This window comes from Brumimicrobium sp. (assembly GCA_023957385.1).
GTDB lineage: Bacteria > Bacteroidota > Bacteroidia > Flavobacteriales_D > Crocinitomicaceae > Brumimicrobium.
In genome coordinates this window covers 2,326,756-2,352,610 of the sequence record JAMLGZ010000001.1, presented here as the reverse complement: position 1 = coordinate 2,352,610, position 25,855 = coordinate 2,326,756, and the positions used below count along the sequence as shown (strand labels likewise).

The window sequence follows — 25,855 nt, the reverse complement described above, 5'->3', positions numbered from 1 at the left end:
CTTGTTTTATGTACAAAACTTTAACAACCATATTCTTCTTATTTATTTTAAATATTTCATGCTCTCAATGTGTAGGGACTCTAATACTTAATGAGTTCTCAAATGGAGCTAGTGGTAGTAAAGAGTATTTTGAGTATATAGTAGGAGGTCCGTGTGACTGTGAGAGAGTAGATGTTCGTGGATGGATTATGGATGATAATAATGGAGAATTTGGGACGGGAACAGGAGTGGGGATAGCATCTGGTTTTGTGATGTTAGATAGTATTAGCACTTGGAGTAATGTAAAACTAGGGAGTATCATCGTTATTTATAACAACAATGACGTGAATGATGCTATAAGTACCTTATTTACTAATAATGCTGGATTAGTATCCAATGATGCACTTATAATTACGGATAGTCTTTATGTATTGCCACTAGGAAAAGCATCAAGTCCTATAACTTCTAATTTACTTAAGGTATATAGTACACAACCTTCTACTTCTAACCCTTTATATAATGTTCGTGTCCCTTTTTCGGGAGCTCAAGATCGTTGGGGAACCATAGCTCTTGCAAATGTGAATGATGCTGTTCAAAGCAGGTATCCGGATGGGAGTTATTATTTCGGAGTTTCTTATGGGAGCGCGATGACGGTAGGACCTGACAATACTAAATTATCAGGAAGTACTATGGCAAATAAGAATGGATACTTTTCTGCAGGAAATTTTAGAGATATAACTAACTGGTCAATTGGCAGCTACACGAGTGATACTCCGGGTCAGGCTAATAATGCAAATAATCAGTTATGGATAGATTCCGTTCGAAGTGCAAGTCTAGTATGTCAAACAGTTTTACCAGTAGAGCTAGTCTCATTTTCAGTTGTTCAAGAAGAAGAATTTTCTCATATAAGTTGGGTTACAGAATCTGAACATAACTGTGATTATTTCGTACTTTACCATGCCTATAATAGTTCATTCATTCCTATTGATACCATACAAGGTGCAGGAAATTCTTTGGAGGAAAATAGATATGATTTTCAATATAAACTTCGAGGGAATGGAGTGCATTATTTTAAATTGAAACAAGTTGATTTTGATGGAAAGGAAGAAGAATTTAATATCATCTCTTTGCTAATTGATAGACAGGATGTGAGATATCACATTGCATCGAAGATGTTATTACTGCCAACTAATGAACAATATGTTGTATATTCACTGCAAGGAAGTAAAGTGCTGGAAGCAAGTGATGATGTATATTTTGATAAGCAAGGATTCTTTTATGTTCAAAATCAAACAACTATGGAAATAACACGCATTTTTGTTCCATAGGGAATTTTAGCTCTATCCATGTGAAATAATTACCTTACTACTTCAAAATCCAATTAAAATTATAAATTTGTAATCAAATCTATGAATATGGGAAATAATTTGTTAAAAGGAAAAAGAGGAATCATTTTTGGAGCTTTAAATAATAAGTCAATCGCTTGGAAAGTAGCTGAGTTGGCTCATGAAGAAGGAGCTACTTTTGTATTAACAAATGCACCAGTTGCATTACGCATGGGAGAAATCAATGAATTAGCTGCCCAAACAGGAAGTCAGATTATTGGTGCAGATGCTACGAGTGAAGAAGATTTGAGCAATTTAATTGACCAATCTATGGAGATATTAGGTGGGAAAATCGATTTTATTTTACACTCCATAGGAATGTCTCCAAACGTTCGTAAGGGCTTCCATTATACAGATATTAATTACGCATTTTATGATAAAACCTTAGACATTTCTGCTGCTTCTTTACATAAGGTATTGGCAACTGCTATGAAAAAGGATGCTATAAACGAGTGGGGTTCTGTATTAGCTTTAAGCTATATTGCAGCACAACGTATTTTCCCAGATTATAATGACATGGCAGATGCTAAATCATTATTAGAGTCTATCTCTAGAAGCTTTGGTTACCATTATGGAATTAAAAAGAAGGTGAGAATCAATACTATATCTCAATCGCCAACTCCCACTACAGCAGGTGAGGGAATTAAAGGGTTTAATGAGTTTGTTTCATTCAGCGATAAAATGAGTCCGCTAGGTAACGCTTCGGCAGAGGCTTGCGCAAAATACTGTATTGCGATGTTCTCAGATTATACGAAGTATGTAACGATGCAAAATCTCTTCCATGATGGAGGATTTAGTTCTACGGGAGTAACCCAAGAAGTAATTGATAAGTTTACAGAATAATTTAAAAATTGAATTTTTAAAAGGACGCTTGCATAAAGTGTCCTTTTTCCTTTATTAAAGGCAGAAGACAGAATGAGAGAAATTAAGAAAATAACATGTATTGGAGCGGGATATGTAGGAGGTCCTACAATGTCTGTTATAGCCCAAAAAAATCCACAAATTCAGGTGACAGTCGTGGATTTGAATGCAAAACGTATTGACTTATGGAATCATACTGATTTGAGTAAGTTGCCCATTTTTGAGCCAGGATTGGATAACGTAGTAGCAGAAGCTAGAGGTCGAAATTTGTTCTTTTCTACAGATATCGAAAAAGCTATTGATGAGGCAGACATGATTTTTATCTCTGTAAACACACCAACTAAAAACTATGGAAGAGGTAAAGGGCAGGCAGCTGACTTAAAGTATATAGAATTATGTGCTCGCCAAATTGCGGAGATATCTAAAGATGATAAAATTATTGTAGAAAAATCTACTTTACCAGTGCGTACAGCAGCCGCTATTAAAAGTATTTTAAAGCATACAGGAAATGGGGTGAATTTTCAAGTACTCTCAAATCCTGAATTTTTAGCAGAAGGTACTGCAATACAAGATTTACATAACCCCGACAGAGTGTTGATAGGCGGGGAAAATGAAGAAGCAATTCAAAAATTGGTTGATATTTACAGCGCTTGGGTACCAAAAGATAGGATTATAACAACTAATTTATGGTCTTCCGAATTATCTAAATTGGTAGCTAATGCTTTTTTAGCACAACGTGTTTCTTCCATTAATGCTATTTCGGAATTATGTGAAGTTACTGGTGCAGATGTGAATGAGGTGGCTCATGCCATTGGAAGAGATAGCCGTATTGGTTCAAAATTCTTAAAAGCTTCAGTTGGTTTTGGAGGTTCTTGTTTTCAAAAGGATATTTTAAATTTGGTATATATTGCACGTTCCTATAATTTACATGAGGTTGCAGATTATTGGGAACAAGTTATCATAATGAATAATCACCAAAGAGAACGTTTTGCTGAACGTATCATCAAAACGATGTACAACACAGTCAACAGCAAAAAAATTGCAATTTTGGGTTGGGCTTTTAAGAAAGATACCAACGATACACGTGAATCAGCTGCTATTTATGTGGCAGATTATTTATTGGAAGAGGAAGCCGAAATTGTAGTGTATGATCCCAAAGTAACAGCAGCGCAGATCTATGCCGACTTGGATTATTTAGGAACACGCTCTCCGGAATTAAATAGAAAATGGGTGAAAGTTGCCCAAACTCCTTATGAAGCAATGGATAAAGCACATGCTGTGGCAATACTTACTGAGTGGGATGAGTTTAAAGAGTACGACTGGAAGAAAGTGAAAGAAAATATGAATAAGCCTGCATTTGTGTTTGATGGTAGGAAATTATTGAATCGTACTACTATGCGGGAACTTGGTTTCGATTATTATGCTATTGGAGAATAGTAGTGTTGTAATGTAAGGACAAATGAGTCTGAAAAAACAAGCTATTGACGGCGTTATATGGTCATTTGCCCAAAAGTTTAGTGTACAACTAATCAATTTTGGTGTTCAGATTGTTCTTGCACGACTTTTATTGCCGGAAGCTTTTGGATTGATAGCCATGCTCCGTATTTTTATTGATGTGGGACAAATGTTGATGGATGGAGGTATGACTTCTTCCTTGATTCGAACTAAAAAACCAGATCACTTAGATTATTCTACCGTTTTTGTCACCAATTTTCTTGTGAGTATTCTTGTGTATGGATTGGTTTATCTTGGCGCACCTTATGTTGCTGATTTTTATGGACAAGAAGTATTAAAAAATATACTCCGTGTGTATGCGTTGGCGTTTGTGATTAGTTCATTTATTGCGGTACATATTGCGCGACTCACCAAGGAAATGGATTTTAAAACACAAATGAAACTCCAGATGCCTTCAGTGATAGTAGGAGGAATCGTTGGAGTACTTACCGCTTATTTAGGTTATGGAGTTTGGAGTTTAGTGTGGTTAAATCTTACACAAACAACGGTTTATACTATCCAATGCTGGACTATGTTAAAATGGAAACCTACTTTTTCTTTTGATAAAACACGTTTTAAATTCCATTTTACTTTTGGTTATAAAATGACTTTGGCAAGTTTTATAGACACAGCTTATGTCAATATTTATAATGTTGTAGTAGGAAAATTCTTTTCCCCTACACTTGTAGGTTATTTTAACCAAGCTGAAACCATGCGTAAATTCCCTGTAGAACAATTATCTGCCGTTATGCAAAAGGTAACCTATCCCTTATTTGCTAATCTTGAAGGAGATATCGCGCTAAAAAATGCTTATCGCACTACAATGAAACTCGTTTTCTTTGCCGTTGTTCCTATGATGATGATTTTGATTGTGGGAGGGAAGGAATTATTTGTATTCTTATTCGGAGAAAAATGGCTTCCTGCTGTTCCTTTCTTCCAAGTTTTGGCTTTTATTTCTATTACAGCTCCTTTAAGTGCGTATAATCTGAATATTTTGAAAGTGAAGGGGAGGAGTGATATGGTTTTAATTGTAGAATTTATTAAGAAAAGTATTGGCTTTATTGCTGTTTTCACCTCTGTTTATTTTGGAATGGATGTTTTGATTTATACCTATTTTGTTGTGGGACATACATTTATGTTTATTAACATGATCTTTAGTGGTCGATATATTAAATATTATATCTGGGACCAACTTAAAGATTTGGTAGGTATTTATATTATTGGAATTATTTGCTTAACGGTGACATATTTCTTTCATCAACAACTTGTTTTATGGACAGATAGTGCCTTTCTTATCTTGGTGGCAATTGCACTTTTGTATAGCATTTTATACCTAATATTGATATATTTGTTTGAGAAGCAGACAATTCAATTATTGAAAAAAGTGATTCAGAGATAATGTTGAAGCGATTTATTCCATTGAGCATCAAAAGAAAATTAAAAGCTTTCCAGATTCAAATACAAATCAAGAAGGTAAAAAATGCACATGCAAATGCTTTAATTTCTGTTCGCACGCATCAACCTATTAAAGTAGCATTCTTCTTAGTTTTAGAATCTATTTGGAAATATGAACACCTTTATTTCTTACTGAAAAATGATTCTCGTTTTCAGCCTATTGTTTTTGTATGCCCTTTTGTAACTTATGGCGAAGAAAATATGCAAATTGAAATGAAAAGAGCCTATGAGTCTTTCATTCAAAAAGGGTATGAAGTACAAACTACACAACTTAAAAATGGAAGTTGGTTAGATGTGAAAGAATCGTTTCAACCTGATATCGTTTTCTTCACAAGTCCTTGGAAAATCTCTTTAAATCAATACTATATTCATCATTATCTTGATACACTTTCTTGCTATGTGCCGTATGGATTTAATTCCTGTGATTTATATCAAACGCATTACAACGAAGATATGCAAAATTTCTGCTGGAAATACTTTGTAGAAACAGATTTTCATCAACAATTAGCACGCAAATATTCACTGCGGAAAGGAGATAATACGGTGGTGACAGGTTTTCCTGGAATAGACAACTTGATAGATAAAAGTTATGTTCCCCAGCAAGTTTGGAAACCCCAAACCAAACTTAAAAAGCATATTATCTGGGCTCCGCATCATACCTTGCCGGAGAAAGATAATATGTTAGATTATGCAACATTCTTGACCTATGCTGATTTGTTTTGGGAATTGACAGAGAAATTCAAAGATGAGGTGCAGTTTTGCTTTAAACCACATCCTAATTTACGTGTAAAATTAAATAAACCTGAAGTGTGGGGGAAAGAAAAAACGGATTCCTATTTTAAACAATGGGAAGAAGGAGAGAATACTCAACTCAATGAGGGAGATTACATCGACTTATTCTTGGGATCTGATGCCATGATACATGATAGTGGTTCTTTTGTGTTGGAATATTTTGCAACGGAAAAACCAGTTATGTTTTTGGTAAATAATGAAAAGTCGTTCCAACAGTTTAACCAATTGGGTAAAGAAGCTTTACAGAATATGTATTTAGGGTATAATCAAGAAGATATCATTCATTTTATAGAGCATGTTGTTGTTCAAGGGAATGATGAATTTATGTTGAAACGGCGCAAATTTCAGCGTGAAGTGCTGGCACCCGGAAACACGCGTTTGGCATCTGAAAATATTTATCAGATTCTCTGTGAAGAATTGAAGGGGTAAAATCTCCCATTCTGTTACTATTCCTTCTAATCATACTTGTGAAAATTCTTCTTTTTTGTTAGATTTGTGACATGTGCAGAAACTTCCCGCCATGTCTAAAGAAAAACTAAAACACAGATTCATTAATCATCTGCGTAATGCCTTGTCTTATATTGTTCCCAAAAAGAAAGGCTTGTTAGTATTTGTTCCTATACACAATCCACAAAGATTAAGTGGTAATCTAAAAGCCTTTTTACGTTATTTGATTGACAACCAACCAGAGGTTTCGTATCGTTTGATAACAATGCATCCAATATTCGAAAAACAAGCTATACAAAGCAATATAAAACATACTGTTCGGGGTGTTTTTTCAGCGTTGTGGTCTGAATTACGTGCCGAAATCATAATATTAGATGCTTCTGCGCCAAAGTATAGGGGGAATTATGCCATAGTTCAACTGTGGCATGGTGTAGGTTTTAAAAATGTAGGTTTATTAAATGAAACCACTTCTCCTGCTGAAATAAAAGAATTGAAAAAGCATTATCGAAGTTATAAATTGGTTGCCTCTACTTGTCCGATGGATGTGGAAAAACAAAATAAATCTTTTGGTATAACTTCTACTCAAATTACTGGTTATCCTCGCAATGATAAACTTGTTAGGTGGGAAGATTTCAAAGAAAATACCCAGAAAGAATTTGAATTTTCAGAGTATAAACGGATCATATCTTATGTTCCTACTTTTAGAGATCAACCTACACAACAACCTTTCTCCCAGCAATTTTGGGCATCATTAAATGAATTTTTAATCAAAACGAATAGTTTGTTTCTCGTTAAAAAGCATCCTTGGGACGAATATATCGAAATCCCAAATAATTATAGCCATATCAAGGATGTTACTCATTCTATTTTTCCTCAGGAGTTATTTATGATAACTGATTTGTTGATTTCAGATTATAGCTCTGTATTTACAGATTTTGTGTTAACGGGAAAACCAATATTGGCTTATACCTATGATTTAGATGCTTATATTTCAACTTGTAGAAGTATTTATTACAAACTAGAAGAGATACTGCCCAAACCGTTTATAGCTGACGAATGGGAACTTTTAGAAAGGATAAAGAATGATTCTTGGATGAAAGATGCTATTTATATCGAAAGTTATCATACTTTTAGAAATAATTTTAATACCTATCAAGATGCAAAGTCGTCTGAACGAATTTGGGATATGATTAAGCAATTTAGTGAGAGTTAAAAGATATGGAGAACATTTATGTTATTGGAGTTTTTGATTTATTTCATGCTGGTCACGTTGAGCTTTTAAGAAGAGCCAAAGAATTAGGTGATAAATTAATAGTTGCAATTAATGGAGATGATATGGTAGCCTCATATAAAAGAAGACCATTCTTTCAGGAGGAGGATAGACTTAAGATTATTCAATCTTGTAAGTATGTAGATGAAGCCTTTATTATCCGAGAATATGATAATAAAGAGTATATTCAAAAGTATAAGATTACACAAATTGTGCATGGCGATGATTGGGAAGAAAATAGTTATATGAACCAAATTTGCGTTACTCCGGATTTTTTGAAACAAAACAACTGTAAGTTGGTGTTGTTACCTTACACGAAAGGGGTTAGTACTTCTGATTTAATTAAAAAGATTAAAGAAGCATGATATATAGACAACAATCCTATTTGCCTATAATTTTCCAAGTGGATGAGGGTATTATTTATGATATAAGTGAATACCTGAAAAGAAATATGTTGTTGTTTAACAAAGTTTTGGTGGTATCTGGAAAATCATTCTCTAAGAAATATGCTGAGGAAATTGCACGACGAAATCAATGGCAGTTATATGAGTTGGCAGATAATACAGAAGCAGATATAGAACAACTAAAGCAGAAAGCTATTCAAGAAAATATCGAATTATTTGTCAGCGTGGGAGGAGGGAAAGTAATTGATGCGGTCAAACGTGTGAGTTTACTCATTCAGGTGAATAATTTAGCTGTTCCAACTATTATTTCCAATGATGGTTTGATTTCACCTATTTCAGTGATTAAAAATAAATTTGGAAAAACTGACAGTTTACCTGGTATGATGCCGATGGGGGTAGTGATAGATATAGATATTATCAAAGATTCTCCAATTAAATTTATTCGTTCTGCAGCCGGAGATATTCTTTCTAATGTTTCAGCTACGAATGATTGGATATTAGCTTTTCAAAATAACAAAGAAAAAATGAATGATATTGCGTTTCATTTGTCTAAGAGTGCAGCAAATTCTTTGATTCATTTTGATGAAATCAACTTGAAATCAAAGCCATTTCTTCGATTAGTGGTACAAGGGCAAATCAATTCGGGTATTGCCATGTCTTTGGCAGGAACTTCCAGACCGTGTTCGGGAAGTGAGCACTTAATTAGCCATGCTATCGATCATTTGGACTATGGCAAAAATACGCTACACGGCACTCAGGTAGCTTCTATCAGTTTGTTTACGCTTTACCTTCAAGATAAATTAGAAGAAAAACATATTATTTATGCCAAGAAATCAGAAATACCTCTTGATTTTACAGACTTAACAATTGATTTATCGGAAAATTTGTTTTGCAAATTGATAGATACAGCTCGCGAAATGCGCCCTGGACGTTTTACCGTTCTTGATTGTTTTTCTACTCCTGAGATTTATAGAAAATTATTGGCGTTTAAACAGTTTATAGCCATTAAATGATTCAGAAATGTTTTCAGTAGTTATTCCTCTATATAACAAAGAAAATAGTATCACGGACACGCTACATTCTGTATTTAATCAGGATTATAATGAATTTGAAGTGATTGTGGTAGATGATGGTTCTATCGATGCTAGTTTACGTAAAGTGCAAGAATTTACAGATGCACGAATTCGAGTTATTCAACAAGAAAATCAAGGTGTTTCAGCAGCTAGGAACTCAGGAATTAAAGCTGCTAACTATTCATGGATAGCCTTTTTAGATGGAGATGATTTGTGGAAGCCAAATCATCTGAGCTTGATGAAGCAATTAATTGATACTTATCCAAGTGAGAAAGTGTTTGCATCTTCTTTTGAAGAAACTAATGGACGACAAATGAATGGAGGAATGGAACCCTCAACTGTTTTCACATTAGGTGTTAACGAATATTTCAAACGATATTTAACTTTCCCAAATCTTTTATGCACGATTACGATTGTAGCCGATAAAGATTTATTGCTCCAGATTGGAGGCTTTAACCCGAAAATAGCAATTGGAGAAGACTTGGATTTATGGGCGCGTATCACTCAAAAAACAAGTATTGTAAAAAGTTGTGCAATTACTGCAACTTATCGTTTGAATGCTGAAAATAGAAGTGATATCGGAACTTATAATATGGAAAAATCATTTCTGAAGTTTATTCAGTTTAGACAAATGAAAACTATAGAAGAGAAGAAGTTTTACCGTTACTGGATTTGGCATCAGTTGAAATTTTTCTTGGTGAGAAAAGAGCTTAAAAACAGTATGTATTTAATAAGTAAATTTGGATTTTATTTGCTGCGTTACTAAAACAAAGTATGAACACTACAGGTAAACATAAAATATGTTTTTTTATTGGCTCTCTTGAATTTGGAGGAATATCACGTGTGTACATGAATTTAATTCCTGAACTTATCCAACGGGATGATATAAGCATTGATTTGTTTTTGTTAAAAGAAGGGGGAGAATATTTGAAAGAAGTTCCAAAAGAAGCCCGTGTGTTTGTCTCTACCGGAAATCCGATCAAAAGACTATTCGCATATACAGCATATTTGTGGAAGGAAAAACCTATGTTTTCTTTATCTACACGACAACGTTTAGATATCATCAATATTTTATGCTGCCTTTTGACCTTTTTGAGAACCAAGCCTGTAATTACAGTACACACTCATTTGTCGATGGAAATAGAAAGTAAAAGTAATGCAAGTAAGATGTATCCATTTCTTTCAAAATTGATGTATAGGATTCCTCAAAAGTTTATTGCTGTGTCGCAAGGTGTTAAAGAAGATTTTTCCAAACGAACAGGAGTAAAACTTGAAAAGATCCAAGTTATTTATAATCCTATTCCAACATATCAGGGAACAAAGCCAGTTCAGGTACATCCTGTTTTTGAAAAACTAGTAGAAGAGAAAAAGCAAATCATTATTTCTGCCGGGCGACTTACTGAAGCGAAAGATTTCTCTACATTGATACATGCTTTTGGCATGGTAAGAGCAAAAACAGATGCTGTATTAGTTATATTAGGAGAAGGGCATTTGAGAGCAAGTTTAGAACAACAAATCAAAGAGTTAAACTTAGAAGAATCGATATTTTTAATGGGATATGTCGAAATTCCCTCGTTTTACATACAATTTGCTAAGCTATTTGTGTTGAGCTCAAAATGGGAAGGGTTTGCTGCAGTCATTGTCGAATCGTTAGATGTGGGAGTGCCTGTGGTTTCTACAGATTGTCCAAGTGGACCCAGAGAAATTTTAAAAGATGGAGAATATGGAAAGCTTGTTCCAGTTGGAGATTCTTTGCAATTATCCCAAGCCATATTATCTTCTTTACAAGAAACAGTAGATTCCAATTTTTTGAAGCAACGTGCTGTTGAATTTTCTGTGAAAAAAATTGAACCTGAATACTATAATTATTTATTTCAAGTATGAGTAAAACAATTCTCCATATTATGAATGATTACTCGGGTTCAACTATTTACATGAACTTATGTAAAGGCTTGGACGAGTTGGGATATACACAAATTATTTATCATCCCATCCGCGATAAAAAGAGAATAGGGAAAAACCAATTTGAATTCAAAAACTCTTCTTCTAAGATAATTTATGCGCCTATCTTAAATGTTACTACGGATAGAATTCTTTATCCAGCTAAAATAAAGAAGATTATACACGATATTGAGAATAAAGTTGATGTAGGTGAAATAGATGTTATTCACGCTCATACATGGTATAGTGATGGAGGAGCAGCCTATCAATTATCTAAGAAGTATAAAATTCCCTACTATATTACCATACAAAATACCGACATTAATTTTTTTCATAAATACCTTATTTATGCACGTCCATTTGGGCTATCCATTCTTTTACATGCTCGAAAGATTGTATTGATGTCAACTGCTTATCAACAGCGTGTATTGAACTTGCAAGGAATCAAAAAACATTATTCAGAGATACAGCAAAAACTCCAAGTAATATTGAGTGGAGTAGATGATTTTTGGATTGAAAATGCCGCTTCAAAGAAGAAGGATATGCGTATAGATTCTCAATTTAATCTGTTATATATCGGTAAATTTGCCAAAGGAAAGAATGTTTATGCGCTACTTCAAGCAGTTGAAGAATTGAATGAAGCATATCAAATCCCTGCATTTCTACATGTCGTAGGTGGAGGAGGAAGAGATGATAAACGAGTCAAAGCATTTATGAACCAACACCCCGAAATATGCAAATTTCACGGAGCTATTTATGAAAAAGAAAAACTTCAAGCAATCTTTGCACAATGTGCCGTTTTTGCTATGCCTTCTATGAAGGAGACTTTTGGATTAGTGTATGTAGAGGCTTTGTTGCAAGGTTTACCTATTTTATATACACAGAATGAGGGAATTGATGGAATTTATGAGGATAGTGTAGGTGAGAAGGTTGTATATGGAACAAAGGAGGAAATTGCCCAAAAATTAAAACTACTTTATACAAAATATGCTGATTATTATATAGATGTTACCCAAATAGCAGTGAATCATGCATGGAGTAAGGTAGCGCAGGAATATCAAGATTTGTATTCAGATTAGCTGATATTTCAGGCAAAAAATATACTTCAAAAACATAGGATTTTTAAAGACTTTATTGTCTTTTAAAATAATTTCAATAATTTTAACGTTGCTAAATATATAAACTAGATGTAAATCTGTAAAACTCTAAATTATGAAAAGAATAACCTTTTTAACAGTATCAGCTATTGTAATTGTTTTTGCTATAAATAGTTGTAAAAAAGATGATAATAAATGGGATGCTGATCGCCAAGCTCTTATTTTCAATTCTATTATTGAAAGAACGTATAGCGATATGTCCAATATCTCTAACCAAGCTAAGGATGGAAGTTTGCCCGTGTATGGAATGGATCAAGTTACTGTTCGTTATGAATCTGCTTCTTCTGCATACATGATGGATAAATCAAATTGTAATGTTGTGATTACGATTGATACAGTAGGGTCTGTAAATACGTTGATTGTAGATTGGGGCTCTACTAATTGTACATGTAATGATGGAAATAAACGTCGAGGAAAAATTATCACAACTTGGACAGGTTCTTATTATGCACAAGGTTCTATCATCAAACATGTGCCCGTAGATTATTATGTAAATGATATTAAGGTTGAGGGAGTTATGACTGTAGAAAACATGGGGAATAATTCAAATGGACAACCGTTTTACAATGTAAATGTCGATGGTACAGCTACCTTTACTTCAGGAGAGGTAGTTAACTATACTTCAGATAGAGTGAGAACTTTCACAAACGGATATAATACACAACTTAATTTCTTGGATGATGAATATGACATTACAGGAACAGCAGATGCAGAGATTGTAGGTTCCCAAAAATATACAGCGATTATTACATCACCTCTTCATGTGAAAGTACTTTGTCCTTATATCACGAAAGGAACATTTGATTATACTCCAGAAGGATATTCAACTCGTACAGTTGATTATGGAACGGGAGCATGTGATAGTCAATTTACAGTAACAGTTGATGGGCATACTTATACCATTAACTATTAAGAAAATATGTACTCATTAAAGAAGGCGGTTTTTTTAAACCGCCTTTTTGTTTCTATATGCTTTTATAATTCCGTTTAATTCTTCTTGTAGAAAGGAGTCTTAACCACTTCCGCTAATAAAGGTTTATTTCTTACTTCGATGTAAATCTTGCTTCCTTCTTGTGCATATTCAACAGGAACATATCCCATTCCGATGGCTTCATCTAGTGATGGTGACATAGTACCAGAAGTTACATACCCAATCTTGTTTCCATTTGCATCTTGAATAGTGTATTCATGACGAGGAATACCTTTGTCGATTAGCTTAAATCCGACTAATTTATTTTTAACTCCTGCTTCTTTTTCAGCTTGAAGTGCTTTGCTATTTACAAATTCTTTTGTGAATTTTGTTACCCAACCCAATCCAGCTTCCATCGGAGAAGTAGTTTCATCAATATCATTTCCGTATAAGCAGAATCCCATTTCTAAACGAAGTGTGTCTCTTGCTCCTAGACCAATAGGTTCAATTCCATAGTTTTTTCCTGCTTCAAAAACCTTATCCCATAGTTGTTTTAGATTTTCGTTTTTCACATACACTTCAAAGCCGCCACTACCAGTATATCCTGTAGCAGATATGAAAACATCTTTAATTCCTGCAAATTCGGCAATTTGAAAACTGTAGTAAGGCATGTTTGTTAAATCAACGGAAGTTAATGATTGCATAGCTTCTGCAGCTTTTGGGCCTTGAATAGCTAATAAACCAATATTGTCAGAAGCATTGATAAGTTCTACTCCTAAGTCATTATGCTTATTCATCCATTCCCAGTCTTTTTCAATGTTAGAAGCATTCACTACCATCATAAAATGGGTATCTGAAATTTTATAAATGATTAAGTCATCTACAATTCCGCCTGTATTATTAGGGAAATAACAATACATAGCTTTGCCAATAACAAGTTTACTTACATCATTACTTACTACTTTTTGTAATAAAGCTTCTGCATTATCGCCTTTAATGTAAAATTCTCCCATGTGGGACACATCAAAAACGCCTACTCCATTACGAACTACTTCGTGCTCGTGTCTTAATCCTGCATATTGAACAGGCATATTATATCCTGCATAAGGAACCATCTTGGCACCCAATTGTACATGTACCGCTGTTAATGCTGTTTCTTTCATGTCTCTATTTAGTTATTTTTTACAAACTTAATATTTTAATCTTTCAAAATTAGTTAACACGAATTTTTAAATGTCATAAATGGGCAAAATTCATTCATAGCAAAACGAATCTCACTGACCAGCCGAAATACAAGCAAATAAAAACTTTCAATCCAACATGTCGTGAGATATAAAGGGTTTTTTGTTCGATAAATGTAGTATGGCAAATGCCCGTGGGGACGTACGGCAAATACCCGTAGAGACGTACGGTAAATGCCCGTAGAGACGTACGGTCGTACGTCTCTACGGGTATTTGCCAGAGCGAGGAGGCAGCATTTTTTTTGCCTTGCTATTTTGACAAGAAAAAAGTAAGGAAGAATTAATTTTTTGTATATTTCGATTATGAAACGCACACTTCAAAACCACAACGCTACTTCCGAGACAACCGTAGCGAAGCTCACTGACCAACGGGAAGTAAAAGCGAATAAAAACCTTCGATCCAACGAAGTATGATGTGTAAAGAGTTGTCTATTAGTTATTTATGAAATAAGGATTATAATCTTTTTGAGGTTTAATTTTGTAACTACAACAAAAAAAGTGAATGAGTTTTTTCGGGGGGCTTCTGTTTTAGTGAAGATAGAAGACTTAAAGACCGAAAACTATTACGGTTTAATTCGTACAATTTTGTCGCCTCGCATCACCACAAGTTCACTATTTTTTTCCTTTTTAAATTGAAGCAAGCGTTTATAGGTGAGTTTAAGACCCTTTAGAATCTTATTTTCTAATTCTTTCAGTTGTTTTTCTTTATCCTTTGTTGTCACCGTATTCTTTTAATTAATCATCTCCATTGGAACACTTTTTCTTTTATTGGCTTTAAATTTAGTTTTAGGATTACATGTGTTAACTGTTTTCTCTATAGATAATGTCCTTTGACAGAAAGAATAAATACAACATTTTCTTTTACTTCATAAACTAACCTATGTTCTTTGTTGATCCTCCTAGACCAGGTCCCTGATAGACTATATTTAAGTGGTTCTGGTTTGCCAGTTCCAGAAAAAGGATGTTCAGAAATATCTTCCAACAAAGAAAGTAATTTATTGAGGACAGCTTTATTTCCAGACTTTTGATGAAATATAATATCTTGTTTTGCTAGATCAGTAAATTCTATGTAGTAAGACATGCTATAATCCTAGAAACTCTTTTAAATCCTCTTTTTTTACTCTCGTTGATTTTCCTTCTTTAGCTTGTTTTCTGCTCGTTTCGATTTTTTCAACAAACTTAGGACTATAGCTTTCATCATTACTAATATTGAAATTAATTTTAAGAGCTTTCAAGAAAGCTTCTAAAGCAGCCCACTTTTCATTATCTTTTGGTTGCTCTATAGTAATTATGTTTTTTCTTTCAGACATGAAAATTATTTTACTCAAATATAATGAGAATATAATTATTCTCCAAAAATTGTTTTCACCTCTTAAGTTGAGACCCGCTACTTCCGAGACAACCGTAGCAAAGCGAAGCTCACTGACCAACAGTAAGCACAAGCAAACAAAAACTATCAACATTCCCCCATCCCCATCCTGAAAAGCCATCGCCAAGTGCGTCGGCCAGACAAAAAAGCGAGAAGCAGCGCGCGTGAATGGCAAATATCCGTAGGGTCGTACGATCGTACGTCCCTACGGGTATTTACCAGAGCGGGGAGGCAGCATTTTTTTGTCTTGTCTTTTTGCCTACTTTTTTGAGTAGTGTAGTCCTCCCCCCAGCCCCCTCCAATGGGGGAGTATGGAACCCCATTTTCCTATCGATACTCAATTTTCAATTAATTATTCCTACCCCTACCTTCCCTTCCACATTTTTCTGTATTTTTGAACCATGCAGATAGTCCGCATCATACTATTTCCATTGTCACTCTTGTATGGGGTGATTCTTTCTATGCGAAATATGTTGTTTACTATTGGAATTCTACCAGTTTCAAAAGTAAGCGTACCAGTTATTTCTGTTGGAAATTTATCTGTAGGTGGCACCGGAAAAACTCCCCATGTCATTTATATCGTAGAATTATTGAAAGAACAATATAAAACAGCTATTCTACTTCGTGGCTACGGACGGAAATCGAAAGGATTTGTGAAAGTCACTCCAAATATAGCTGTTAATTTAGTGGGAGATGAAGCGCTTTCCTATGCACGCAAATTTCACCAAAATGTGGATGTGGCTGTTTCTGAAGATAGAGTCGAGGGTGCTAAAAAACTGTTAGAAAGTAACCCCTCTCTGGAGCTAATAGTCCTAGATGATGCCTATCAAAACCGCTATCTTCACCGTGATTGCAATATTTTATTGACAGAATATAAAGCCCCATTTTTTAATGATTGGGTAATGCCTTCAGGTAAACTAAGAGAATTTAAAGCAGGGAAAAAACGTGCGGATATAGTCATTGTGACCAAATGTCCAACTGATTTATCTGAAACACAAAAATCTGATTTCACCAAAAAACTTCAATTACAAAAAGAAACTCCTGTTTATTTCTCTACGATTCGATATGGAGCTTTAAGAAATATCCAAAGCGATGAGGTAATTGAAATACCAAAATCTGTTCTGTTGGTCACTGGAATTGGGAATCCGGAACCTTTACAAAATTATCTAAAAGCCTTTTCGGATGTAAAAATTGTTAAATTCGGTGACCACCATCATTATACGAAAGAAGATATAGATAAAATTCATAATTTATTTGATACCTTTGCAGGTCAAGATAAAGTGATAGTAACGACAGAGAAAGATGCAGTAAGATTACTGAATTCAAGTCTTAAAAGTTATGTAGAAAAGTATCCATGGTATTATCAAACTATGGAAGTTGAAATAGATAAGAAAGAAGAATTTAAAGAAAAAATAGGAAAATATGTTAGCTCAAATTAAGGAATCAGCAGATTATTTGAAATCTAAAATATCACTTCAACCAGAGGTTGGAATTATTTTGGGTACTGGCTTAGGTGGTTTGGTTAATGAAATTGATATCATCAATGAAATCCCTTATGAATCAATTCCTAATTTTCCAGTTTCTACGGTTAAAGGACACTCTGGGAAATTAATTTTTGGAATGTTAGGCGGAAAGCACGTGATGGCAATGCAAGGTAGATTTCATTTCTATGAAGGATATACAATGCAACAAGTAACTTTTCCTGTTCGTGTTATGAAAGCCCTAGGAATTAAGCGTTTGGTTGTGAGTAATGCTTCGGGAGGAGTGAATCCTGATTATGAAATTGGTGAAATAATGGTACTTTCAGATCATATTAATTTCTTTGGAACAAATCCTTTGATTGGGAAAAACTATGATGAATTAGGACCCCGTTTCCCTGATATGAGTGAAACGTATGATCACGGTATGATTGCATTGGCTGAAGAAATAGCAAAAGAGTTAAATATTAAAATCGCTAAAGGAGTTTATCTTGGTTTGACAGGTCCAACCTTAGAAACACCTGCTGAATATAAAATGGTTCGTATTTTAGGAGCAGACGCGGTGGGTATGTCAACCGTACCTGAAGTTATTGTTGCACGACACATGGATATTCCATGCTTTGCAGTTTCTATCATTACAGATATAGGTGTAGAAGGAAGAATTGTAGAAGTTTCTGCTCAGGATGTTATTGATGTAGCCAACCAACAAGAGCCAAAAATGACTCAAATTATTAGAGAATTGATTGCACGTGTATAATTGAATAATTGAATGGTATCAGAAGAAATTAAAGCAACGTATGAAGCTGTCATTGGACTTGAAGTCCATGCGCAAATGTTGACAAAAACTAAAGCATATTCAAGTGATCCGAATGAATATGGTGCACGTCCAAATACAAATGTGAGTGCAATTACGCTTGGACTACCTGGCACGCTGCCAATGATGAATAAAAAAACCATCGAATATGCGATTAAGTTAGGTTTGGCTTTGGATTGCAAAATAGCAGAAAAACAACATTTTGATAGAAAGAATTATTTCTATCCTGACCTTCCAAAAGGGTATCAGATAACTCAGGATGAAACTCCAATCTGTTCACAAGGAAAGATAGAATTGAATATGGAGAATGGAGTAGTTAAAACCATTCGAATTCAACGAATTCACATGGAGGAAGATACGGGGAAAAGTATTCACGATGTAGATGTTTATGATACTCTTGTTGACCTGAATAGAGCTGGAACACCTTTGTTGGAAATCGTAACTGATCCCGATTTTAGAAGTGGTGATGAAGCGTATGCTTATTTGAATGAAATCCGACGTTTAGTTAGGTATCTCGATATCTGTGATGGGAACATGGAAGAAGGAAACCTACGGTGTGATGCCAATGTTTCAGTACGTAAAAAAGGAGCTACAGAGTATGGGAGAAGGGTAGAGGTGAAGAATATGAACTCTATGCGTCACGTGCAAAAAGCTATTAACTATGAGATTGATAGACATATTGAGTTGATTGAAAATGGTCAACAGGTAACACAAGAGACTCGAACTTTTGATGCAGCTAATATGCGTACAATTTCTATGAGAGCAAAAGAAAATGCAAATGATTATCGTTATTTCCCAGAACCAGATTTACAGCCTTTAGTGGTAACAAAAGAGTATGTGGAGAAGGTCCGACAGATGATGCCAGTTTTGCCTAAGGCTTTATACGAGAAATACACACAAACATTCCAATTATCGGATTACGATGCGAATAACCTGATCTCTTCGAAGGCTTTTGCTAATTATTTTGAAGAAATGATTCAGTATACGAATCAGTACAAAGCAGCTTCTAACTGGATGAATGGTGAAGTTCGTTCGTATTTAAACCATCACGGAAAAACTATTGAAGAATTTCCAATCTCCCCAAAGATCTTGGCAGAGTTGGTAGATATCATTCATGAAAATGTGGTTTCAAATACGGTGGCAGCTCAAAAAATATTTCCTGCTTTACTGGAGCAACCGACAGTTTCCCCTAAAAAATTGGCAGAAGATATGAATTTGGTGCAAGTGAGCGATGAAAATGCAATTCTTTCTGTGATAGAGGAAGTGTTGAAGCAACATCCAGCGGAAGTACAACGTTATAAAGACGGTGAAAAACAATTGACAGGTTTCTTTATGGGAGCCTTGATGAAAGCATCAAAAGGGAAAGCAGATCCTAAATCTGCTAGTGGTTTGTTAAGAGAATATTTAGAAAAATAATATAATGAAGAAGAGTTTATATCTGTTGTTGATGCTTAGTTTAGTGTTGTTTTCATGTAGTTCATCAGAGGAAGAACCAGTGATAGATAAGGATGTTGAAGTAAACGATACTACTAATACAGAAATGTATATGAATCAAGACTTAGATCCCAATGTGATTCTTGAAGGTGTGATTAAAGGAGGTGAGGGAGCTACATTAGTTTTGGAAGCCAATACAGATAAAGGCCCTATGATTATTGCTAAAGCAATTTCTGATAAAGAAGGTAAGTTCGCATTAGAAGGAGCTATTTTAGATATGGGTTTGTATCAGCTACATTTGGATGATAAGCAATCGAGTGACCCAAAAATAATTCCTATGACTTTGGTGCCTGGAGATCATCTTCAATTAGAATTAGATGCAAGCAATTTCAATTATACTCCTGTTTATAATGGAACAGAGTGGTCCGCAACGATGAATGGTTACATGCATGAGTTGAATAAATTCATAGAATGGCAAAAAACGATTACTAACCCACAAGCTTATCAGCAAGATGTTTTGTTGGATATGATACTGAAAAATAAAGCACCTATGGATAAATTTATTGTAGATAATATCAATAAAGACCCAGGAAATCCTGCCAATATTTTGATGATGACGAATATTATGCCTTTGATGGGGTTAGATCATTATGATCCTAAGAATGTAGATGTATTAAATAAGATGTTGACCGCATACAAAGAGAAATATCCAGATAATATTGCCACGAAAGAACTAGAAATGCAAGTGGTTCAGTTAGCCAAAGAAGTGAAAGAATATACTGATTTTAAACAAAAAGGAATCGCTCCAGAAATTGAATTACCCAATCCACAAGGAACAAAAATGAAGCTTTCTTCATTACGTGGAAAATATGTGTTGATTGATTTTTGGGCATCTTGGTGTGCTCCTTGCCGTATGGAAAATCCGAATGTGGTTAAATTATATGATAAATATGAGAAAGAAAAATTTGAAATTTTTAGTGTTTCTTTAGATAAAGACAAACAAAAATGGATAGAAGCAATAGCTGCTGATGGATTAAGATGGAAGTATCATGTAAGCGATTTGATGTATTGGCAAACACCCTTAACTCAGCAATATCATTTCAATTCTATCCCACATACAGTCTTGATTGACCCAAATGGTAAGATTATTGCAGAAGATTTGCGTGGTTTAGCTTTGGAGAATAAATTAAAGGAGATTTTTGGAAAATAAATGAATATGAGAAAGAGTTTTGTTTTAATAATCTGTGTGACGCTATGGTCAACGATGTTTGCGCAAGAAAAGTTTTCTGTTGTGCTAAAAGGACAAATTTTCAATACACAAAATGAAGTATTAAGTTTACAACAGAACGACGGAACAGCAGTTAAAACACTAGCTCAAATTCCATTAGATAAAAAAGGTTTTTTTTCACAAAAGGTAGAGTTAAGGGATAAAGATTATTATACATTAACCTTGAAAGATAATCAAAGTATCACTATCATTATCCGAACTAACGATACACTTAAAATTTATGGAGATGGTAAGAATTTCTTTCAATTTACTAATGTAATAGGTTCTCCAGAAACAGTCGCATTATTAGATTTTTTGAGAATCCAAGCAGTGTATAATCGAAAATTAGATTCTGCCAACCAATATTTACAACAAAATTTAAGTCAGCAAAAACAGATACAACAAGATTTTTCACCGGTATATCAAAATTATGTAGGGCAACGACAACAATTTATCCGTAGTAATAATTACTCTCCTGCCTTAATTGGTGCTATCTCTAATTTGAATTTGGATGGAGAATGGAGTACGTATGAGCAAATCATTAATGAACTAAAAGGATGTTTTAGTGAAAGTCCTACTGTTCAGCGTTTGGTAAAAGAATTTGAGAATAATAAACAAATAATGATGGCTAGAACTCCTCTAATGCCAGGTAATCAAGCTAAGGAAATTTCACTACCGAATCCGCAGGGAGATACTTTACGTTTGTCAGATTATAAAGGAAAAATAGTTTTAATTGACTTTTGGGCTTCTTGGTGTGGACCTTGTCGTAGAGAAAACCCAAATGTTGTTAAACTTTATCAACAATACAAGGATAAAGGATTTGAAATATTCTCAGTTTCTTTAGATAAATCAAAAGACGCCTGGATAGGAGCGATTCAACAAGATGGTTTGGTATGGAAAGGACATGTTTCTGATTTAGCATACTGGCAATCTATTGCAGCTAAAGCGTATAATGTAAATTCTATTCCTACTACAGTCCTTATTGATAAAGATGGGAAAATTATCGCTTCCAATCTGAGAGGAGAAGCATTGGCTCAGAAATTACACGAGTTATTAGATTAATATTTTTCTTTTCCTTCTTTTTTCTATAGAAAATAGTATTTTTAGCCATCTAGAAATTATTGGCTTATTTTTTGTCTAATAAAAAGAGTTATAAGAAGATAACGTAATGCTGTTATAAATCCTAAAATATATGTTATGAAAAAGTCAATAACCTTCCTCCTTTTACTATGTACATTTACTGTGAATGCCCAAATTGAACTTACCTTAAAAGGAAAATTAACTAATGCCAAAGATGGAAATATAGAATTGTGGCAACGAACTGATGGAGAACTGAAACCAATAATTGAGAATATAAAAATAAATTCCCAAGGAGAGTTTGCCCAAGATATTTCCCTAGTTTATAAAGATTATTATGTTTTCTTTTTAAATGATTCTATCTCTTTAGATGTTGTAGTTGAAGGCTCTCAAACGATTGAGATTTTTGGTGATGCTAATGATTTGATAAATACGGCTGTAATACATGGTTCAGATAATTCCATGAAAATATTAGACTTTCAAAGATTGAGTAATGCCTTAGATAGTCAGGTGGATTCATTGGGTAAAGAATTGCAGCTTCACCCAGAAAACCAAGATGAAATTGTGGCTTATTTTAATGAGATATACGGAGAATTTATCACTAAAAGAGATCAATTTCTTGAAGATAATAAGTTTACACCTGCTTTAATAGGAACTTTTGCATCTATAGATTCAGATGAAGAATGGGATGTTTTACAACGTGTTATCTTGGAATTAGATTCTTGTTTTAATGAGAGTCCAACTATCCAACGTATTGTTGAATCATATAATCAATTTATTGAGAATGCTTTCAATAAACTAAATTCAGTACCTAAAATAGGAGATGAAGCTATAGAAATTGAACTTCCAAATCCTGACGGGAAAATTTTAAAATTATCAGATTATAGAGGGCAAGTTGTTTTATTGGATTTCTGGGCTTCTTGGTGTGGACCTTGTCGCCACGAGAATCCGAATGTTGTAGCGGCTTACGAGAAATATAAAAAGAAAGGTTTTATTGTTTTTTCTGTATCTTTGGATAAAAATAAAGAAGATTGGGTAAAAGCGATTAAGAAAGATGGTTTAACTTGGAAAACTCACGTGTCTGATTTACAATATTGGCAGTCTCAAGCAGCAAAAGATTATCAAGTAGAAGGCATCCCAGCTTCTTTCTTAATTGATAAAAATGGAATTATCATAGCGACAGATTTGAGGGGAGAGGATTTAGAAAATACATTGAAAGAAATTTTTAAATAGGAAAAATAAAATTGGAATCTAACTCGAAGAAAATATATTTTGCATCTGATTTCCACTTAGGAGTTCCTTCGTACGAAGAAAGTCGAAAAAGGGAAGATCTATTAGTACAATGGCTCAATGAGGTAAGTAAAGATGCTGAGACTATCTTCTTGATAGGCGATATTTTTGATTTTTGGTTCGAATACAAACATGCTATTCCCAAAGGATTCGTACGCTTACAAGGGAAAATAGCTGAACTTACAGATAAAGGGATTCAAATTCATTTCTTTACGGGTAATCACGATATGTGGATGTTTGGATATCATGAGAAAGAATTAGGGATTACTATGCATCGTGAACCTATAACTTTTGAAGCCCAAGGAAAGAAACTTTATATTGGTCACGGAGATGGATTAGGACCAGGCGACAAGGGTTATAAAATGATTAAGAAAATTTTTGCAAATCGATTTTTTCAGTGGTGTTTTGCGCGCTTACATCCTAACTTTGGTATTGGAATAGCCAATTATTTTTCGCGATCAAGCAGAGCGGCTACAGGTACGATAGATGAAAAATATTTGGGAGATGAGAATGAATGGCTAGCTATTTATTCTAAAGAAATCTTGCAAAAAGAGCATTTTGATTACTTTGTATTTGGTCATCGCCATTTACCAATTAATATTGCTTTGTCTGATAGTAGTCGCTATTATAATTTGGGAGATTGGTTGAGATACTATACATACGGAGTATTAGATAATGGTGAATTCCATCTAAAGACCTATCCATCAAACGAGGAATACAAGTGTAAATAATAACACTATCCTCTTGTGCCAAAAATAGCGCTTCCTACTCTAACCATATTGCTCCCCTCTTCAATAGCAATTTGATAATCACCGCTCATTCCCATGGAAATAATATTGAATTGGTCATTAAACTTGAAGAAATGACTTTTAAAAACTTGAAAATAATTATGTAAAGTTCGGAATTCATCTCTTACCTTATCAATATCCTCTGTAAATGTAGCCATTCCCATTACACCTCGAATTTGGATATGTTGTAAATCGTGAAATTCCTCGCTTTCTAGCATTTCCTTTGCTTCTTCAAAGTCAAAACCAAATTTAGTTTCTTCCTCAGCAATATGAAATTGAATTAAAACTTCAACTACACGATTGATTTTTGCCGCTTCTTTATTAATTTCTTTAAGTAATTCCCATTTGTGAACTCCGTGAATAAGCGATACAAAAGGAACAATGAATTTGACTTTGTTAGTTTGTAAGTGCCCAATCATGTGCCACTGAATATCTTTTGGGAGTTCTTCGTATTTTGGAACTAATTCCTGCACCCTATTTTCTCCAAAGATACGTTGCCCTGCATGATATGCTTCTAAAATCATTTCATTAGGTTTTGTTTTAGAAACAGCAACAAGTTCGACACCTTTAGGTAAGGTAGCTTTGATTTTTGCTAAATTCTCCTGAATCATTCTTCAATATTGTAAATTGTTAATCCACTACGCATTTTGGGTTCTATCCAAGTCGATTTGGGAGGCATGGTTGCTCCTTCATCGGAAACAGCAATTAATTGCTTGGTTGTTACAGGATATAACACAAATCCTATTTTATTAACACCTGCATCTATAGAATGTTTTACGGCAGGTAATTTGTTTTCTCCTCCAATAAAGGAAATGTTTTCATCTGTGGTTAAATCATGAATGCCTAATACAGGTGAGAGAATGTATTTTGTCAAAATTTCAGCATCTATCGAACTTACAGCATTTTGAGAAATGTTGACATCATCTTTTAAACGTAATAGATACCATTTTGAATCTACATACATGTGGAAATCATGTAGTTGTTGAGGGTAAGCTTCTTTTTTCAAGGGGAATACTTCAAAATGAGTAGAAATCTGTGCAATTAATTCGTTGTGTGATAAGCCATTCAAAGATTTACAAACGCGGTGAAAAGGCAATATGTTTAAGCGTTCATAATCAATAAAAAAGCTCAGGAAAAAGTTGTAATTTTTTTGCGTATCATAATTCCCTTCTTGTTGTTTTAAATCATGTAAACGCACTGAAGATGCGGATCGATGATGCCCATCTGCAATATAACAAGCAGGAATATGGCCAAAAGCTGTTTGAATAGTTTTTACTTCCTCTGGAGTTGCAACCCATAATTCATGAGTCATTTCGTCTGTTGTAGCAAATTCATATTCTGGTCGTGTCTGTATTATTTTTGATAAGATGGCATCTAATTCTTCACTCTTTTGATGACAAAGCAATACAGGTTCTGCATTAAATCCAACTATATTTAAATAATTAGTAAACATATTTTCACGAGAAGTTAAAGTTGCTTCGTGTTTTTTTATCTTATTTTCTTTATACTCCTGAACGCTAGCGCCACCAATTATACCTAAATAGGAGTGTAGGGAAGAGGATTGACGATAGATATATAATGCATCTTGTTTATCTTGAAATAAATATCCTTTTTCTTTAAATTCGTCGTATTTAGCTCGAACCTTTAGAAATCGCTCTCTTGTGTTAGGAGCAGTACGATTATTGTCGTCTTCAAAATATTCTGGATGGATAATATGAATGAACGTATATGGGTTAGATTCTAATTTTGCATCTAAAACAGATTGTTTGTAGGTAGCAACTGCTCTGGAAGCTACCAAATGTGCTTTGTCACGAGTTGGACGTATAGCCTTAAATGCTTTAATTTCTGTCATGGTATTAGCAATTCACGAATGAAAATACAAGAGAACAAAGATAGAAATTTGTTTGATTAATTAGAAGGACTATTTTT

Annotated in this window: 25 protein-coding genes; 19 read left to right on the top strand and 6 right to left on the bottom strand. The window is 34.2% G+C overall.

The window, feature by feature from the left end; genetic code table 11:
* The first annotated feature begins 8 nt into the window (after positions 1-8).
* The 12 genes from M9897_10325 to M9897_10270 all read left to right on the top strand — a co-directional run bounded on the left by M9897_10325 (position 9) and on the right by M9897_10270 (position 13,171).
* A complete protein-coding gene (locus tag M9897_10325; GenBank protein MCO5269275.1) occupies positions 9-1,307 on the top strand; it encodes a hypothetical protein in 1,299 nt (432 codons plus the stop codon).
* An 87-nt stretch (positions 1,308-1,394) separates the two neighbouring features.
* Positions 1,395-2,207 (top strand): SDR family oxidoreductase, encoded by an 813-nt coding sequence (locus tag M9897_10320; GenBank protein ID MCO5269274.1) that lies wholly within the window; start codon positions 1,395-1,397, stop codon positions 2,205-2,207.
* Positions 2,208-2,279: 72 nt separating this feature from the next.
* The gene (locus M9897_10315; protein MCO5269273.1) at positions 2,280-3,662 is read left to right on the top strand and encodes a nucleotide sugar dehydrogenase; all 1,383 of its coding nucleotides are present in this window, start codon (positions 2,280-2,282) and stop codon (positions 3,660-3,662) included.
* Positions 3,663-3,684: 22 nt separating this feature from the next.
* Complete coding sequence (locus M9897_10310) at positions 3,685-5,118, top strand: lipopolysaccharide biosynthesis protein (GenBank protein ID MCO5269272.1); 1,434 nt, start codon at positions 3,685-3,687, stop codon at positions 5,116-5,118.
* On the top strand, positions 5,118-6,395 hold the full coding sequence (locus M9897_10305; GenBank protein MCO5269271.1) for a CDP-glycerol glycerophosphotransferase family protein: 1,278 nt from the start codon (positions 5,118-5,120) through the stop codon (positions 6,393-6,395). The genes M9897_10310 and M9897_10305 overlap by 1 nt, the downstream gene beginning before the upstream one ends.
* A 91-nt stretch (positions 6,396-6,486) precedes the next feature.
* Positions 6,487-7,626, top strand: a complete 1,140-nt coding sequence (locus M9897_10300; GenBank protein ID MCO5269270.1) for a CDP-glycerol glycerophosphotransferase family protein — start codon at positions 6,487-6,489, stop codon at positions 7,624-7,626.
* A 5-nt stretch (positions 7,627-7,631) separates the two neighbouring features.
* A complete protein-coding gene (locus M9897_10295) occupies positions 7,632-8,048 on the top strand; it encodes an FAD synthase (protein MCO5269269.1) in 417 nt (138 codons plus the stop codon).
* Positions 8,045-9,100: an iron-containing alcohol dehydrogenase family protein gene (locus M9897_10290; protein ID MCO5269268.1), complete on the top strand. Its 1,056-nt coding sequence runs from the start codon at positions 8,045-8,047 to the stop codon at positions 9,098-9,100. Before M9897_10295 ends, M9897_10290 begins: the two co-directional genes overlap by 4 nt.
* Positions 9,101-9,107: 7 nt before the next feature.
* Entirely contained in the window at positions 9,108-9,926 is an 819-nt protein-coding gene (locus M9897_10285; protein ID MCO5269267.1) for a glycosyltransferase family 2 protein, read from the top strand.
* 8 nt (positions 9,927-9,934) lie between these two features.
* Positions 9,935-11,044, top strand: a complete 1,110-nt coding sequence (locus M9897_10280; GenBank protein MCO5269266.1) for a glycosyltransferase — start codon at positions 9,935-9,937, stop codon at positions 11,042-11,044.
* Positions 11,041-12,180 carry a glycosyltransferase family 4 protein gene (locus tag M9897_10275; protein MCO5269265.1) on the top strand — a complete coding sequence of 380 codons (1,140 nt, stop codon included), beginning with the start codon at positions 11,041-11,043 and terminating at the stop codon, positions 12,178-12,180. The genes M9897_10280 and M9897_10275 overlap by 4 nt, the downstream gene beginning before the upstream one ends.
* A gap of 133 nt (positions 12,181-12,313) precedes the next feature.
* Positions 12,314-13,171 (top strand): hypothetical protein, encoded by an 858-nt coding sequence (locus M9897_10270; GenBank protein ID MCO5269264.1) that lies wholly within the window; start codon positions 12,314-12,316, stop codon positions 13,169-13,171.
* Positions 13,172-13,245: 74 nt separating this feature from the next.
* Here M9897_10270 and gcvT read toward each other — a convergent pair whose 3' ends face one another.
* The 4 genes from gcvT to M9897_10250 form a co-directional block, all read right to left on the bottom strand.
* Positions 13,246-14,331 carry a glycine cleavage system aminomethyltransferase GcvT gene (gene gcvT / locus M9897_10265; protein MCO5269263.1) on the bottom strand — a complete coding sequence of 362 codons (1,086 nt, stop codon included), beginning with the start codon at positions 14,329-14,331 and terminating at the stop codon, positions 13,246-13,248.
* Between the two features lie 641 nt (positions 14,332-14,972).
* Positions 14,973-15,131: a hypothetical protein gene (locus M9897_10260; protein ID MCO5269262.1), complete on the bottom strand. Its 159-nt coding sequence runs from the start codon at positions 15,129-15,131 to the stop codon at positions 14,973-14,975.
* Positions 15,132-15,223: 92 nt separating this feature from the next.
* A complete protein-coding gene (locus M9897_10255; protein ID MCO5269261.1) occupies positions 15,224-15,490 on the bottom strand; it encodes a Txe/YoeB family addiction module toxin in 267 nt (88 codons plus the stop codon).
* A 1-nt stretch (position 15,491) separates the two neighbouring features.
* The gene (locus tag M9897_10250) at positions 15,492-15,899 is read right to left on the bottom strand and encodes a hypothetical protein (protein ID MCO5269260.1); all 408 of its coding nucleotides are present in this window, start codon (positions 15,897-15,899) and stop codon (positions 15,492-15,494) included.
* A 280-nt stretch (positions 15,900-16,179) separates the two neighbouring features.
* On the opposite strand from M9897_10250, the gene lpxK reads away from it, so the two are divergent.
* The 7 genes from lpxK (at position 16,180) to M9897_10215 (ending at position 23,869) form a co-directional block, all read left to right on the top strand.
* Positions 16,180-17,217 carry a tetraacyldisaccharide 4'-kinase gene (lpxK, locus tag M9897_10245; protein MCO5269259.1) on the top strand — a complete coding sequence of 346 codons (1,038 nt, stop codon included), beginning with the start codon at positions 16,180-16,182 and terminating at the stop codon, positions 17,215-17,217.
* Positions 17,201-18,013 (top strand): purine-nucleoside phosphorylase, encoded by an 813-nt coding sequence (locus tag M9897_10240; GenBank protein MCO5269258.1) that lies wholly within the window; start codon positions 17,201-17,203, stop codon positions 18,011-18,013. The genes lpxK and M9897_10240 overlap by 17 nt, the downstream gene beginning before the upstream one ends.
* 12 nt (positions 18,014-18,025) lie before the next feature.
* Positions 18,026-19,486 (top strand): Asp-tRNA(Asn)/Glu-tRNA(Gln) amidotransferase subunit GatB, encoded by a 1,461-nt coding sequence (gatB, locus tag M9897_10235; protein MCO5269257.1) that lies wholly within the window; start codon positions 18,026-18,028, stop codon positions 19,484-19,486.
* 4 nt (positions 19,487-19,490) lie between these two features.
* The gene (locus tag M9897_10230; protein MCO5269256.1) at positions 19,491-20,714 is read left to right on the top strand and encodes a TlpA family protein disulfide reductase; all 1,224 of its coding nucleotides are present in this window, start codon (positions 19,491-19,493) and stop codon (positions 20,712-20,714) included.
* Positions 20,715-20,720: 6 nt separating this feature from the next.
* Positions 20,721-21,833, top strand: coding sequence for a TlpA family protein disulfide reductase (locus tag M9897_10225; protein MCO5269255.1), 1,113 nt, complete (start codon positions 20,721-20,723; stop codon positions 21,831-21,833).
* Positions 21,834-21,968: 135 nt separating this feature from the next.
* Positions 21,969-23,081, top strand: coding sequence for a TlpA family protein disulfide reductase (locus tag M9897_10220; protein MCO5269254.1), 1,113 nt, complete (start codon positions 21,969-21,971; stop codon positions 23,079-23,081).
* 5 nt (positions 23,082-23,086) lie between these two features.
* Complete coding sequence (locus M9897_10215) at positions 23,087-23,869, top strand: UDP-2,3-diacylglucosamine diphosphatase (GenBank protein ID MCO5269253.1); 783 nt, start codon at positions 23,087-23,089, stop codon at positions 23,867-23,869.
* 5 nt (positions 23,870-23,874) lie between these two features.
* Here M9897_10215 and M9897_10210 read toward each other — a convergent pair whose 3' ends face one another.
* The gene (locus M9897_10210) at positions 23,875-24,537 is read right to left on the bottom strand and encodes a YggS family pyridoxal phosphate-dependent enzyme (protein ID MCO5269252.1); all 663 of its coding nucleotides are present in this window, start codon (positions 24,535-24,537) and stop codon (positions 23,875-23,877) included.
* Entirely contained in the window at positions 24,534-25,778 is a 1,245-nt protein-coding gene (locus tag M9897_10205; GenBank protein MCO5269251.1) for a DUF1015 domain-containing protein, read from the bottom strand. Before M9897_10205 ends, M9897_10210 begins: the two co-directional genes overlap by 4 nt.
* Positions 25,779-25,855 lie beyond the last annotated feature (77 nt).